The organism is Caloramator sp. ALD01 (assembly GCF_000472625.1).
GTDB classification, from domain to species: domain Bacteria; phylum Bacillota; class Clostridia; order Clostridiales; family Caloramatoraceae; genus Thermobrachium; species Thermobrachium proteoclasticum.
The window spans coordinates 114051-127883 of record NZ_AXAA01000001.1 but is presented as its reverse complement, the minus strand read 5'-3'; the positions used below and the strand labels follow the sequence as shown (position 1 = coordinate 127883).

At 28.1% G+C, this 13833-nt stretch carries 14 protein-coding genes; all 14 read right to left on the bottom strand.

Annotated features, from left to right (window positions below; translation table 11 throughout):
• Positions 1-51: 51 nt before the first annotated feature.
• The 14 genes from A3M9_RS0100680 to A3M9_RS0100615 all read right to left on the bottom strand — a co-directional run bounded on the left by A3M9_RS0100680 (position 52) and on the right by A3M9_RS0100615 (position 13771).
• Complete coding sequence (locus A3M9_RS0100680) at positions 52-708, bottom strand: ATPase (protein ID WP_027307496.1); 657 nt, start codon at positions 706-708, stop codon at positions 52-54.
• A gap of 9 nt (positions 709-717) precedes the next feature.
• A complete protein-coding gene (locus tag A3M9_RS0100675) occupies positions 718-957 on the bottom strand; it encodes a hypothetical protein (RefSeq protein ID WP_027307495.1) in 240 nt (79 codons plus the stop codon).
• 3 nt (positions 958-960) lie between these two features.
• Complete coding sequence (locus A3M9_RS0100670) at positions 961-2400, bottom strand: AAA family ATPase (protein WP_027307494.1); 1440 nt, start codon at positions 2398-2400, stop codon at positions 961-963.
• Positions 2397-3380 carry a metallophosphoesterase gene (locus A3M9_RS0100665; protein ID WP_027307493.1) on the bottom strand — a complete coding sequence of 328 codons (984 nt, stop codon included), beginning with the start codon at positions 3378-3380 and terminating at the stop codon, positions 2397-2399. Before A3M9_RS0100665 ends, A3M9_RS0100670 begins: the two co-directional genes overlap by 4 nt.
• A 6-nt stretch (positions 3381-3386) precedes the next feature.
• The gene (locus tag A3M9_RS0100660) at positions 3387-4010 is read right to left on the bottom strand and encodes a regulatory protein RecX (protein WP_027307492.1); all 624 of its coding nucleotides are present in this window, start codon (positions 4008-4010) and stop codon (positions 3387-3389) included.
• Positions 4011-4067: 57 nt separating this feature from the next.
• Positions 4068-5102 carry a recombinase RecA gene (recA, locus tag A3M9_RS0100655; RefSeq protein WP_027307491.1) on the bottom strand — a complete coding sequence of 345 codons (1035 nt, stop codon included), beginning with the start codon at positions 5100-5102 and terminating at the stop codon, positions 4068-4070.
• Between the two features lie 160 nt (positions 5103-5262).
• Positions 5263-5796, bottom strand: coding sequence for a CDP-diacylglycerol--glycerol-3-phosphate 3-phosphatidyltransferase (gene pgsA / locus A3M9_RS0100650; RefSeq protein ID WP_027307490.1), 534 nt, complete (start codon positions 5794-5796; stop codon positions 5263-5265).
• Positions 5780-7123, bottom strand: a complete 1344-nt coding sequence (gene rimO, locus A3M9_RS0100645) for a 30S ribosomal protein S12 methylthiotransferase RimO (protein ID WP_341465366.1) — start codon at positions 7121-7123, stop codon at positions 5780-5782. The genes pgsA and rimO overlap by 17 nt, the downstream gene beginning before the upstream one ends.
• 176 nt (positions 7124-7299) lie before the next feature.
• A complete protein-coding gene (locus A3M9_RS0100640; RefSeq protein ID WP_027307488.1) occupies positions 7300-9528 on the bottom strand; it encodes a DNA translocase FtsK in 2229 nt (742 codons plus the stop codon).
• 68 nt (positions 9529-9596) lie between these two features.
• Entirely contained in the window at positions 9597-10304 is a 708-nt protein-coding gene (locus A3M9_RS0100635) for a ClpP family protease (protein ID WP_035165594.1), read from the bottom strand.
• Between the two features lie 216 nt (positions 10305-10520).
• Positions 10521-11708, bottom strand: coding sequence for an aspartate kinase (dapG, locus tag A3M9_RS0100630; RefSeq protein ID WP_027307486.1), 1188 nt, complete (start codon positions 11706-11708; stop codon positions 10521-10523).
• A gap of 66 nt (positions 11709-11774) precedes the next feature.
• Positions 11775-12023 (bottom strand): YlmC/YmxH family sporulation protein, encoded by a 249-nt coding sequence (locus A3M9_RS12875; RefSeq protein WP_035165593.1) that lies wholly within the window; start codon positions 12021-12023, stop codon positions 11775-11777.
• 44 nt (positions 12024-12067) lie between these two features.
• Positions 12068-12508, bottom strand: a complete 441-nt coding sequence (gene dut, locus A3M9_RS0100620; RefSeq protein WP_027307485.1) for a dUTP diphosphatase — start codon at positions 12506-12508, stop codon at positions 12068-12070.
• 3 nt (positions 12509-12511) lie between these two features.
• Entirely contained in the window at positions 12512-13771 is a 1260-nt protein-coding gene (locus A3M9_RS0100615) for a pitrilysin family protein (RefSeq protein ID WP_027307484.1), read from the bottom strand.
• Between the last annotated feature and the right edge of the window lie 62 nt (positions 13772-13833).

Sequence of the window (13833 nt, the reverse complement as noted above, 5' to 3'; positions counted from 1 at the left end):
GAAAAATTAAACCATTATTTGTATTTATTTTATTATAGTTTTAATTTTATGTCAAGTTACAGGGGTAACACTACTAACAGTATCTATCAACTCTACTCTATATTTCTTATCAGCAGACTCCAATAGGTGTGTATTGTGTGTTACCATAATAATTTGCCTATTAAACATCTTAGAAACTTGTTTTAAAAATTCAGCAACGTTTATTACATAATCTTCACTAACATGTTTTGCTGGTTCATCCAATATTAATGGCCCATTTATCTTTGGATTATGTGCCTCTAATAGTGCTATCCTAAGTGCCAAAGAAACTATATCAACAACTCCTCCACCCCTTGATACCTCAGGCTTAGTTGTTACACTTTGTCCATTTTCTAAAGGAGTCACAACAAAAAAATCTGCTTCATTCCTATTTGCTTTTTCGTTTAACTCTATTTTAAACTCAATATTTGAATTAAATATATACTGCAAACAATTTGTAACAATATATTCTATTTGTTGTTTGGATTGATTTCTTGCATATTCAGATACATTTTGAAGTAACCTTCTTGATTCTAATAATGTAAGCTCACGTTTTTCCAATACTTTTAATTTTTCTTCTAAAGCTTTTTTTTCATTATTTAAGGCCTGCAATTGCCCCTTTAGTTCATAATATTTTTTTTTCTCTTCTTCGAACATTTTATCTAAATTATTTAATTTTTGTAACCACATATTATCACCCTATATATCCTTTGGCATTAAACTTTCAGCTTCATTAATTAAACTTAATATTTCATTTTCTAAGTTTTTTATTTCTTGTTCTAAATTATCAGGTTCAAATCCTAACTTTTTAATTTCATTCATTAATTCTCTTTTTTGTATCTGAAGCTGTTCTAATCTTGTCTCTGCCTTTATTCTTTTATTTTTCGCATACTCAAGTCTGCGTTTTAAATCGTTTAACTTCTCTTCGTAGTTATGCATATATTATTCCTCCTCAATTATACTTAAAATTTTATCAATCCTTGACTCGTCAACTTCACTTCCACACACAGGACAAACATTTATATCTTTTAATATACTTTTATAACTATTTATAAAATTTGAAATTTCAACATTACATCTTTTATAATCTAAAGATAAATCTATGATTTCTTTTTTAATAGCGTTATAATTCTCGCCATATGCTAAAATATTTTTAAATTTTAATATTTTTTCTTCGATATAATTTATAGTATCGCTTAATTTATCTATTTTATCAAACTTTCTCATATATTCATTTCCTTTAGCAATAGACATCATGCAAGCGTTGTATTTATTATACTTATCTGTTATTTGATTATATTTAATCAATATATGATCTATTTTTTGTACTATTTCATTTATTACTGGAACATTCCTTGTATTAAGTTCAATTTTCTCATTTAATTTTATTTCATCATTTAATACAATAGTCTTTTCTTTTATCTGATATAAAACAACATATTTTTGTATTAATTCAACTAATTTTGTTATATGCAAATTTGCTACATCTATATTAGTTGTTTTTTGTATTATTTCCTGTTGTTTTAAAATATCATTATTGATTAAGGTTATATTACAATATATATTTTTTAGTTTTATAAAATTAGACATTTTTTTCTCTAAAAGATTTAAATCGTAATTTTCTATTAATTTAAGTTTTTCAATTATTTTTTTCTCTTCAGTAATCTCAATATTTAATTGATTTAATGTTTCATAATGTTTTTTAATTTTATCTAATAAGTCTACCTTTTCTTTTAATTGGTTCAATATTTTTTCTTTTTTAATTATATATCTCTCTAACTCATTTACATAACTTAAAGAATCTATCTTTTTATTAATTTCACTTAAATTGTCCTTTATAACTTTTGAATCACTTTGAATTAAATTTATGTCTTTATTTATATCTTTAATAGCTTCATCTATTATATTAAGCCCTACAATCTTACCTATTGCCTTTGATTTAAAAGAATTAGGTTGACTCAATAAAAATGGTCCCTCTAATTGTTCTGATAAATTCAAACACAAGTCGTTATCTTTATCAATTTTTATTTTTCTTATCCTATGAGCCTCTAAAATTTCTAATGGTATATCATTACCAAATCCTTCAAAAACCGATTCTTCTCCGTTCTTTATTAATCTATATGAATTTTTAGTTTTTGTTCTTTCTCTTATTATTTTAACCCCATCCGATAAAGTTAAAGTTACTCTACAATAATTAGAATCAAATCTTATAAACTCTGAACCCTTTGGTTCATTAAAAAGGCACCATTTTAACGCCCTTATAATAGCTGATTTACCATTGTCAGAAGGACCTACAATAACATTTAGGTTCTCACTTAAATCAAGTTTTGAGTACTTATGTGATTGAAAATTTTCAATTTCAATTGATTTTATATAAATCAATCTACCACCTCTTTTGATAAAATTATATGGGCCCTTGTTAATCTATCCAAAACCTCTTTTTTTATTTCGTCAGGAATAGATTCCTTCTTTGCGACTTCCTCAACTATCTGATTAATACTTAACATTTCAAATTCACCATAAGTATTAACTGTTTGAATTATATTATTGAACAATATCTCCCTTTGTTCCTGTATTTTTATAAAACTTCTATCAAGTATATCTTCACCCCTTGGTGCTGACTTTAATTTTTCAATATATACGGATATATTTTCATTGATATCTATTACTGCAAAACTGGGCTGTCTCTTTATTTCTGCTAAACTATTATTTATTCTAACAATTGCTCCAGGGTTAACAATATATTTATTTTCAATCTTTATTATTCCATAGCCCGTATGATAATGACCACATAATGTAATATCTGCTTCTGTTCTTTGAATAATTTCATCTATTGTTGTGTGGGGAACTTCCTTTATAAATGGTTTTTCCATTAACATTCCATGTGCAATATGTATTAGATAATCACATTCTCCTTTATTAGTAATATATTTGCTCTTAGATGAATCTACATCAATATCATATGTAAAGCTTGAACCAGTAATTTTTATCTTTACTTTACCATCATTCAATTCCACGGGTTTATCATCTAAAATCCATACTATACCTAAAGTTTCTAGAATTCCAATAATTGTTCTATTTACAGTGTTAGGATTTTGTCCATATATATCGTGATTTCCTAATACCATATAAATAGGCTTTGGAAATTTATTTAATACATCTATAAATTTTTGCATAACAGAAAGTGAAACATCAGGCCTATCTAATAAATCTCCACCAAATAAAACATAATCTATATTATTTAATCTAACATAACTAAGTAATTCCTCAAACTTATTATATAAAGTTTTCTCAAAATCATCTAATCTGGCTCTTGGATTGGTTCCCCTTATATGTGTGTCTGTAAAAAACAAAAACTTCATTAACATCTACTCCCATTCTATATCTTTATCTATTTTTTTCAATACTTTCTTTATTTCTTCATTTGTATATCCTTTATAATATAGAAACCTTGCTACTTTCGTTAAGTCTTCATTTTCGTTTTTATTTCCTTTTAATTTCTTAATAGCTAAATTATATGCATTGTTTAACATTTTATCTTCATCAAAATTAATCTTTTCAACTATATTATTATTTACCCCCTTTAATTTTAACTCATTTATTATTCTTAATTTACCTAACTTATTCATATTTATTTTCTTTCTGACATATTTATTGGCATATTTAAAATCATCAATCAACCCATACTCCTCAAGTTTATTAATAATAATATCTATACTTTTTTCACTATACCCTTTTTGTTTTAATTTATCAATAAATTCTTTTTTTGAATAATCCTTTACATTCAACAAATTTAAAGCATATCTATATCCTTTATTTATTTCACATTTCTGTATTAATATTGATAATTCATTCTCACTTATGTTTCTATCAATTTTTATATCATACTTTATTATATCCTCCAATTCAGCCGAAAAACTATATGTTCCATCTATGTATATATTATATCTTTCACTATTTTTCTTTTGTTTTTCAATCCCTGTTATTTGCATTCTAACAACTCCTTTATAATCGAAAATAAACATCCCAAAAGGGATGTTTATCAGATACTACTCTTCACTTTTATTATCTAAATTTGAATTAATTGCTGAATTTGCTAAAGGTAGATTATATTTTTGTCTTATTGTATTTTCAATTTCTAAAGCTACTTGAGGATTTTCCTTTAAATAATTCTTAGCATTTTCTCTTCCTTGACCAAGCTTTATATCTTTATACGAGAACCAAGCACCACTCTTTTGTATTATGTTGTTATTTACTGCCACATCTAAAATATTTCCTTCTTTTGATATACCTTCACCATACATTATATCAAATTCTGCTTGCTTAAAAGGAGGTGCTACTTTATTTTTTACAACCTTAACTCTTGTTCTACTTCCTAAAACATCTTCACCTTGCTTTATTGAATCCACTTTTCTAACATCTAACCTTACAGATGCATAAAATTTTAGTGCTCTACCTCCTGGAGTGGTCTCTGGACTACCAAACATTACACCTACTTTTTCTCTTAATTGATTTATAAAAATAGCTACACACTTTGACTTATTTATTGCCCCCGCTAATTTTCTTAATGCCTGTGACATTAGCCTTGCTTGTAATCCTACAAAGGCATCTCCCATTTCGCCTTCAATCTCTGCCTTTGGTACTAATGCAGCAACAGAGTCAATAACAATGACATCAATTGCACCTGATCTTACTAATGCTTCAGCTATTTCAAGTGCTTGCTCTCCAGTATCTGGTTGAGATACCACTAAATTTGATACATCTACACCAAGCTTTGTTGCATATGTAGGATCCAATGCGTGTTCTGCATCTATAAAAGCTGCAGTCCCTCCATTTTTTTGTGCTTCAGCAACTATATGAAGAGCTACTGTTGTTTTACCTGATGATTCTGGTCCATATATTTCTACTATTCTTCCTCTTGGAACTCCTCCAATTCCTAATGCTATATCTAAATCAAGAGAACCTGTTGAAATTGCTTCAACATTTAACTTTGAATTTTCACCTAACTTCATTATTGAACCTTTTCCAAATTGTTTTTCAATTTGGCTTAACGCTAATTCCAATGCTTTTTGTTTTTCATTCATATTTTATCCTTCCTTTCCCGAACATCTGTTCTTATTATATAACATTTTTTTCTGCTGGTCAATATTATTATTTTTGTATTCATTATCACTTTTGATATTGTCATATATTACATAATAACATTTTAATAATAAAAGGAATAAGAGTAAAATAAGGTTACTCTTATTCCTTTGAATTTATAAATTTTCTATTTTTTTTAATATAATCTATACCCGAAATAATTGTTATAATGGTTGCTATATACATCAAATATATGTATATATTAAATTCTTTATATTTTAACTCAATTAGAGCAGCAATTATTGCTATGATTTGAGTGACAGTCTTAAGTTTTCCCCAGTTGCTTGCAGCAATAACATTCCCTTCAGAAGCAGCCACCGCTCTTAATCCTGTTATTGCAAATTCACGAGCAAGAATTATCACAACAAGCCATGACGGTATTATCTGACGTTCTACTAAAGCAACTAATGCGGCAGTAACTATAAGTTTATCAGCTAATGGATCTAAGAATTTTCCAAATTTAGTTATTTGATTTCTATTTCTTGCTATATACCCATCTAAACTATCAGTTAAAGCTGCTATTATAAATATTATTGTTGCAATCCAATTACCATATGGTATTTTAACTAATAGAAAAAATAAAAATAGTGGAACTAAAAATATTCTTGATATTGTTATCTTATTTGCTAAATTCATTAACATCAACTCCTAATAAATCATAATTATAAGCCTTTGTTATTTTTACACTAACAATATCACCTCTATTATAATCTTTACTTGCATCAAAATAAACTGTTTGGTCAATCTCTGGAGCATCAGCATATGTTCTTCCAAAATACATTCCTTCATTTGTTTTACCATCAATAATTACATTAACTTCATTTCCAATTAATTTCATATTTTTCTCTAAAGCAATTTTGCTTTGGATTTTCATTAATTTTTCTTTTCTATAAGTTTTAACTTCATCACTTATTTGATTATCAAGCAATGCTGCTCTTGTACCTTCTTCCTGTGAATATTCAAAAATACCCACTCTATCTAATTTATATTCCTTTATAAATTCAACTAATTCATTAAAATCATCATCAGTTTCATTTGGAAAACCTACTATCAATGAAGTTCTAATTACTGCATCAGGAATGTTTTTTCTTATATTATCTATTACATTTAATATTTTTTGCTTTGTTGTCCTTCTATTCATTAACTTTAATATTTTATCGCTTATATGTTGTATTGGCATATCAAAATATCTACATATTTTTTGACTATTTTTTATAGTTTCTATAAGTTCATCATCTATCTCCTCTGGATATGAGTACATTACCCTTATCCATTCTATGCCTTCAATTTTCTCAATTTCCTTTAATAACATTGACAATGATTTCTTTTTATATATATCTATTCCATACATAGTTGTATCTTGTGCAACTATAATTAGTTCCTTAACACCTATATTTGCTAATTGTTTTGCCTCTTTTATTATATCTTCAATTTTTCTGCTTCTATATCTGCCTCTTAATTGAGGAATTATACAGTAACTACAATTATTATTGCATCCTTCAGCAATTTTTAAATATGCATAGTGATTAGGTGTAGATAAAATCCTTTCATTATATTCTAAATTATAATTTATATTTCCTACTTTTACAATCTTATTATTTCCTTTTAATATATTATTAACAACTTCAACTATATTTTGATAATTACCTGTACCAACCACAGCATCTAATTCTGGCATTTCATTAAGTAAATCTTGCTTATATCTTTCTGCCATACATCCAGTTGCTATAACAGCTTTACAATTACCCTCTTGTTTGTTTTGTGCCATTTCCAATATTGTTTCTATTGATTCCATCTTAGCAGATTCTATAAAACCACAGGTATTTACTATAATAATATCTGCAATCTTTTCATCATTTACAATCTCAAATCCATTTTGCTTCAATTCGTGTAACATAACCTCTGCGTCAACTCTATTCTTATCACAGCCTAACGAAATCAATCCGACTTTATATTTCATCAAAATCAACTCCTTTTCTATTTCCTGGGCAATTATTGCTAATTATTTAATATTATCTCCTTTTTACTCATTTTTACTCCATTTTTATTTATTTTACTTCTTTTATTATATTTTGATTTTATACGACAAAAATCAACCTCATATATTTTATAATATATGAGGTTGATTTACAATATATATTAATATTTTTCTACATCTTGTTTAGAAATTAGTACTTGTCTTGGTTTACTTCCTTCTTGTTTACCTATTATTCCCCGCAATTCCATTTCCTCAATTAACCTTGCTGCTCTATTAAATCCTATTCTAAGTCTTCTTTGTAACATTGATGCTGATACCTGACCACTTTCAACCGCAATATTTATTGCTTCGTCTAAAAGTTCATCTTCAAATTCTCCATTACCATCTGATGAACTATTAATATTTTTTTCAATATCATCTATTATCTCTTCTTTATAGTCTGTACTACTATTATTCTTTAGATACGATACAATATTTTCAACTTCTTTATCAGAAATAAAAGCACCTTGAATTCTTATTGGTTTACTTTCACCAATTGGCATAAAGAGCATATCTCCTCTTCCCAATAATTTTTCAGCACCAGCCATATCTAATATAGTTCTTGAATCAACTTGGCTTGATACTGCAAAGGCAATTCTTGATGGAATGTTGGCTTTAATAACACCAGTTATTACATCAACAGATGGTCTTTGTGTAGCAATTACTAAATGCATACCTGCTGCTCTTGCTATTTGAGCCAGTCTACATATTGCGTCTTCTACATCATTAGGGGATACCATCATTAAATCTGCTAATTCATCAATTATTATAACAATTTGTGGTAACTTTTTAGTCGAATCAATATCTTCCATTAGTTTATTATAACCTTCAATATTCCTTACATTATTTTCAGCAAACAATTTATATCGCTGGGTCATTTCATTTACTGCCCAGTAAAGTGCAGAAGCTGCTTTTTTAGGTTCTGTTACTACCGGTATCAATAAATGCGGTATTCCATTATAAACTGATAATTCAACAACCTTAGGATCAATAAGTAACATCTTTACATCATTTGGAGATGATTTATATATAATACTTGTAATTAAAGTATTTATACAAACACTCTTTCCTGAACCAGTTGCACCTGCTATCAGTAAGTGCGGCATCTTAGATAAATCTGTTACGATGCATTTACCTGTTATATCTTTTCCTAATGCAAAAGATAGATTCGATTTAAATTCTATAAATTCCCTTGATTCTAATACCTCTCGTAATGTTACTGGGACAACTTCCTTATTAGGAACTTCTATTCCAACTGCAGATTTACCTGGAATAGGTGCTTCTATTCTTACCGATGATGCTGCTAAATTTAAAGCTATATCATCCGCTAAATTTACTATCCTACTAACTTTAACACCTGCATTTGGTTGTATCTCATATCTTGTTACAGACGGTCCTCTATTTACCTGAATTACCTTTGCATCAACTCCAAAGCTATTTAATGTATCCTCTAATAGTTTTGCATTTTGTAATAATTCCTTCTTATCCTGTAGTTGCCCTTTATATTTATTTTCATAAAGAAGCTCTAATGGTGGAAATTTATAATCAATTATATTATTTTTTCCTTTACTTATTTCTTCATTAAGATTATCGACTGCTGTTTCCTTCTCTTTTTTATCATTTTGTTCTTGTTTTGAATCTTTAGTATCCTTTAAAAAATCAACTATTTTTATCTTTTTATCAATTTTTTCTATATTTTCTTTAATGTCTTTTACATCAATACTATCTTTATTATCATATTTTTTATTTTCATTTTTATCAGCTTCATCTATAACTATTTCTTTTTTATTTTTCATTTTTATAAACATCAATTTAATATTAGTAATTAAAGGTATTAATATAGATCTCTCTGTTATTAATAAAATAAGTACAATTGATATGCATACTAATATGATGTATGTACCTACTTTTCCAAAAGCATATATCATCGGTGTTGCCAATAATTCACCAATAATTCCGCCACCTTTATTATCAATTCCGTTCAAATATGAATCTTTTAATTTATTTAAAAACTTCCCATTAGTGTTTTCTGAAGAATATGGTACTGTTAACATAACATTTATTATGTATAATAATAATGATATATAGTAAAATTTGTTATTAACCTTAATCTTACCCCTCTTTACTATAAATATAAGGCCTACAAATAAAAAATATAACGGAAATATGTAGGCACCAAGTCCAAACATTCCCAATACAAAATCTCTAATAATTATTCCTGCAATACCTGAAGGTTTAATATAGATGCTTAAGCCAATAATTAAAGAAATACCAAAAATCACAACACCATATATTTCTTTTTTAACATTATTGTTATTATTGCTTACCATTCTTTTATTTTTCCTTGCCATCCTATCACCTCTTAAACTTTCTCCTATTTAGAAATATAACATATTAACAAAAAAAAGCAAATGCTATTTTATGCATTTGCTCTATCAACCATATCTCTCAGTTTTTTATATGCTTCACCTATTCCACCAACTTCATCTATTAAACCTAATTCAACTGCCTGATTACCTATTAGTATGGTACCCATATCATTTAAAAGCTCATCTGTCTCAAGCATTAACTCTCTTAACTTTTCTTTAGAAACTTTACTATTTCTTGTGATAAAACTTAATATCCTATCCTGCATTTTTTGAAAATAGGCAAATGTTTGTGGAACTCCTATTACTAAACCATTCATTCTTATAGGATGTATTATCATTGTAGCTGTTGGTGATATAAATGAATAGTCGGTCGCTACTGCAAGAGGAACACCTATACTATGTCCACCACCAACTACAAGTGAAACAGTTGGTTTTGTAATACTGTTTATCATTTCAGCTATCGCAAGTCCTGCTTCAACATCCCCTCCCACAGTATTCAAAATAACCAAAAGTCCTTTTATATTAGGGTTCTCCTCAACATTAACAAGTTGAGGAAATATATGTTCGTATTTTGTTGATTTAGTTTGAGGAGGTAATACTGTATGTCCTTCTATCTGTCCTATAATCGTCATAGTAAAAATGTCAGAAGTAAATGGTGCTGGAGGATAATTTCCTAATTCTTTTATATTTTCAACTTCATTAGCGTCCTTTTTGTTTTTATTATCATCAGGCTCTTCATTTTTTATTATAAAACTCATACCATCACCTCTTTATTAGTCTAACCAACATAAAATTAATTTATAATCCTTTAAACTAACAAGTGATAAAAATTATCCTCTTTTATTAGTAGACAATAAATATAAATTGACTAAATATTTATATACAAAAATTATACGCTTTGAAGAAATTCACTGAAAAATGAATAACAATAGTAAAGGTCCCTACAATTCAATGTAGAGACCTCTTAAATATTATTACAAATCAAATGCCTCGTGTAGAGCTTTTATAGCTGATTCAGTATCTTCTTCCTTAACTAAGCACCATATAGTTGTATGTGAATCCGCAGTTTGTAATACCTTTATATTTCTCTCCTTTAATGCCTTTAGTATTTTTGCCATAATTCCAGGTGTACCACGCATTCCATTTCCTATAACTGCTATTTTACTACAATTTGACACTACTTTATATTTTATTTTTAGCATTTCTAATATCTTTATGACACTTTCTTCTTGTTTTGAATTTACTGTAAACACTCTATAATCTGGAAATACATTTATTAAGTCAATACTTATTTTATTGTTTGCCAATACTTCAAAAATATCATCAGCATTTTGGCAACTTTCATCATATTCTATACTAATTTGTGTTCTTGATGACATATGTGTTATGCCAGTTATAATTCTTCCAATATTTTCACGTGAAATTGTAATTAGGGTTCCTCTACTATCACTCATCGTATTTTTTATATATACAGGTATATTTGACTTCATAGCATACTCAACAGCTCTTGGATGAATAACTTTAGCTCCTTGATCTGCAAACTGAAAGACTTCATTATAGCTCATAGTTTCAATTAAATGTGCGTTGCTAACTATTCTTGGATCAGCAGTCATAATACCATCTACATCTGTATATATCTCTACAAAATCAGCTTTTAATGCAGCACCAAGTGCTGTACCTGTTATGTCACTACCTCCTCTACCCAATGTTGTAATTTCACCACTTTGAGTCATACCTTGAAAACCAGCCACAACAGGAATATAACCATCATTTATAGTGTTAATAATTCTATTTGTATCTATTCTTAAAATTTCAGCATTTCCAAAGTTATCATTTGTTACAATTCCAGCCTGTCCCCCAGTTAAAACCCTTACCTTTAACCCTCTTTTTGATAAAACTTCTGATAACACAACGCAAGAAATAATCTCACCACAAGACATCAATATATCATATTCTCTCTTTTCTAAATATGTTTTTTCATTATCAAGCAATGATAGTAGTGTATCAGTTGCATAGGGATCACCCTTTCTACCTATCGCTGAAACAACTACTACAGGCTTATACCCCCTTTTTATTGCATCTAATACTTTGTCCGCAACCATTTCTCTTCTTTGATGTGTTGAAACTGAAGTGCCTCCAAACTTTTGAACAATAATTTTCATAGCAGGGCCTCCTCTAGCCATTTGATAACACTACTATATAATACTAATTATATTTAAAATCTGTTATCAAAATTTAGTCTTTAAATCAAAAAGAATTGTTTTAGCGAATACATTTATTCTCTTATTCCAAGGAATCTCCATATAATCTCTATTCTTAAATGAAAATAGTGAAAAATTTGATGCTGTAATTAAGCTTTCAATCTCACCTGTTAACCTATTAAAAACAATATCACAGTCACCAATTGTGCCAAATTTACTTCCTTCCGATACATCAATAATTTCAAGTTCCATCAAATCTGAAAATCTTTTACTCATATACTCATCCCCCTTTACTATATAATTATATGAAAAAAGATGGTTTATAGACCTGTTGATCCAAAACCATCTTCTCCTCTTAAAGTACAATCTAAATTTTCTAATTCCTCTATCTCTGGAATAACGACTTGATTTATTACCATTTGAGCAATTCTATCTCCCCTTTTTACTACAAAGGGTTCCCTGCCTAAATTTATTATAATCACACCTATTTCGCCTCTATAGTCACTATCAATTGTACCAGGTGAATTAACTAATGCTATACCATTCTTTAGAGCCAAGCCACTTCTTGGTCTAATTTGTGCTTCATATCCCTTTGGTAAACTTATTGAAATTCCTGTTGGTATAAGATTTATTTCCATAGGCTTAATAACCAAATCCTCTTCTACATTTGCATATAAATCCATACCACAGGATCCTTCAGTCATAAACTTTGGAAGTGGCAAATCTTTAGCATTTTCAAGTCTTTTTATCTTAAGCTTCATTTTCTACCCCCAAATCAACTTTTTATATTTTTCTTCTTCAACATTTTTGCCAACTATTGCAGCTGACTTAATTCCATTAGAGAATATTTTATCAATTATTCTTCTAATATCTTCTTCTGTTATTTTATCTATTTTGCTTAGAACTTCAGAAGGTTCGTATACCTTATTTTGTAATAAAAGTGACTTACCCATACTAAACATTCTATTTGCAACACTTTCTAAACCTAAAATATAATTGCCCTTGAGTTGTTCTTTTGCTTTAAGTATTTGTTCTTTATCTATACCTAATTTACATAAATTGTTTATTTCCTCTTTAATATATGAAATTGCTCTTTCTACATGATTCTCATTTAATGCAAAATATATGTTGAAGGAACCACAATTTATATATGATGAAGGGAAAGAATATATAGTGTATACTAAACCATTTTCCTCCCTTAATCTTTGGAATAAACGCGAACTTGTTCCTCCTCCAAAATAATTATTTATTGCCGACAATGTATATATCTCTTCATTTCCAAGCTCAATTCCATCTAAAGACAATCCAATATGTACCTGTTCAATATCCTTTTGTTTTACCAATATACTATTATTAACCTTTGGAGAAGAAATACTTAAGTCTTGTAGTTCATCTAAATCATTTTTGTTAAAATAACTTTCTAATTTTTCTATAACTTTATCTTTTTCAAAGTTACCTGCAATTGCAATGACAATGTTTTTATAATTGTAGGTTCTTCTCATATAACTTACTATTTTTTCTTTAGACATATTATCAATTGTATAATGTGTTCCTAAAATTGTATATGATAAGCTATCTCCATCCCAAGTAGCCTTAGATAATAAATCACCAACTAAATCCTCTGGAGAGTCTTCATACATATTTATTTCTTCTTTAATTACACCTTTTTCCTTCTCTATATCATCTTTATTCATATTTGCATTTAACAACATATCCATTAAAACATCGATTGCTATGTCTATATGTTGGTCTATCATCTTTACATAATAGCAGGTTGCTTCTTTACTTGTAAAAGCGTTTATTTGTCCTCCAAGCCCCTCTATATCCTCTGCAATTTGTTTAGCTGTTCTATTTTGAGTTCCCTTAAACATCATATGTTCTATAAAATGAGATATGCCATTAATTTCTTCACTTTCATATCTTGAACCACTTTTTACCCACACACCAACGCTAACAGAATTAACATAAGGTATATGTTCTAAAACTACGCGTATTCCATTATTTAAATTTAAAACTTGATACATATTAACCTCCTGTATATAACTAAAAATTAGGTTTTAGCTCTTCTACATATATTATGCGGCTT

What these genes read in the sequence shown, in the direction of transcription:
- A3M9_RS12875 (WP_035165593.1), bottom strand. Translation starts at nt 12,023, where the DNA reads ATGAGTAAAAGATTTTCAGATTTGATGGAACTTGAAATTATTGATGTA.
- A3M9_RS0100615 (WP_027307484.1), bottom strand. Translation starts at nt 13,771, where the DNA reads ATGTATCAAGTTTTAAATTTAAATAATGGAATACGCGTAGTTTTAGAA.
- recA (WP_027307491.1), bottom strand. Translation starts at nt 5,102, where the DNA reads ATGAATGAAAAACAAAAAGCATTGGAATTAGCGTTAAGCCAAATTGAA.
- A3M9_RS0100640 (WP_027307488.1), bottom strand. Translation starts at nt 9,528, where the DNA reads ATGGCAAGGAAAAATAAAAGAATGGTAAGCAATAATAACAATAATGTT.
- A3M9_RS0100680 (WP_027307496.1), bottom strand. Translation starts at nt 708, where the DNA reads ATGTGGTTACAAAAATTAAATAATTTAGATAAAATGTTCGAAGAAGAG.
- A3M9_RS0100635 (WP_035165594.1), bottom strand. Translation starts at nt 10,304, where the DNA reads ATGAGTTTTATAATAAAAAATGAAGAGCCTGATGATAATAAAAACAAA.
- A3M9_RS0100665 (WP_027307493.1), bottom strand. Translation starts at nt 3,380, where the DNA reads ATGAAGTTTTTGTTTTTTACAGACACACATATAAGGGGAACCAATCCA.
- A3M9_RS0100675 (WP_027307495.1), bottom strand. Translation starts at nt 957, where the DNA reads ATGCATAACTACGAAGAGAAGTTAAACGATTTAAAACGCAGACTTGAG.
- dapG (WP_027307486.1), bottom strand. Translation starts at nt 11,708, where the DNA reads ATGAAAATTATTGTTCAAAAGTTTGGAGGCACTTCAGTTTCAACACAT.
- dut (WP_027307485.1), bottom strand. Translation starts at nt 12,508, where the DNA reads ATGAAGCTTAAGATAAAAAGACTTGAAAATGCTAAAGATTTGCCACTT.
- A3M9_RS0100660 (WP_027307492.1), bottom strand. Translation starts at nt 4,010, where the DNA reads ATGCAAATAACAGGGATTGAAAAACAAAAGAAAAATAGTGAAAGATAT.
- pgsA (WP_027307490.1), bottom strand. Translation starts at nt 5,796, where the DNA reads ATGAATTTAGCAAATAAGATAACAATATCAAGAATATTTTTAGTTCCA.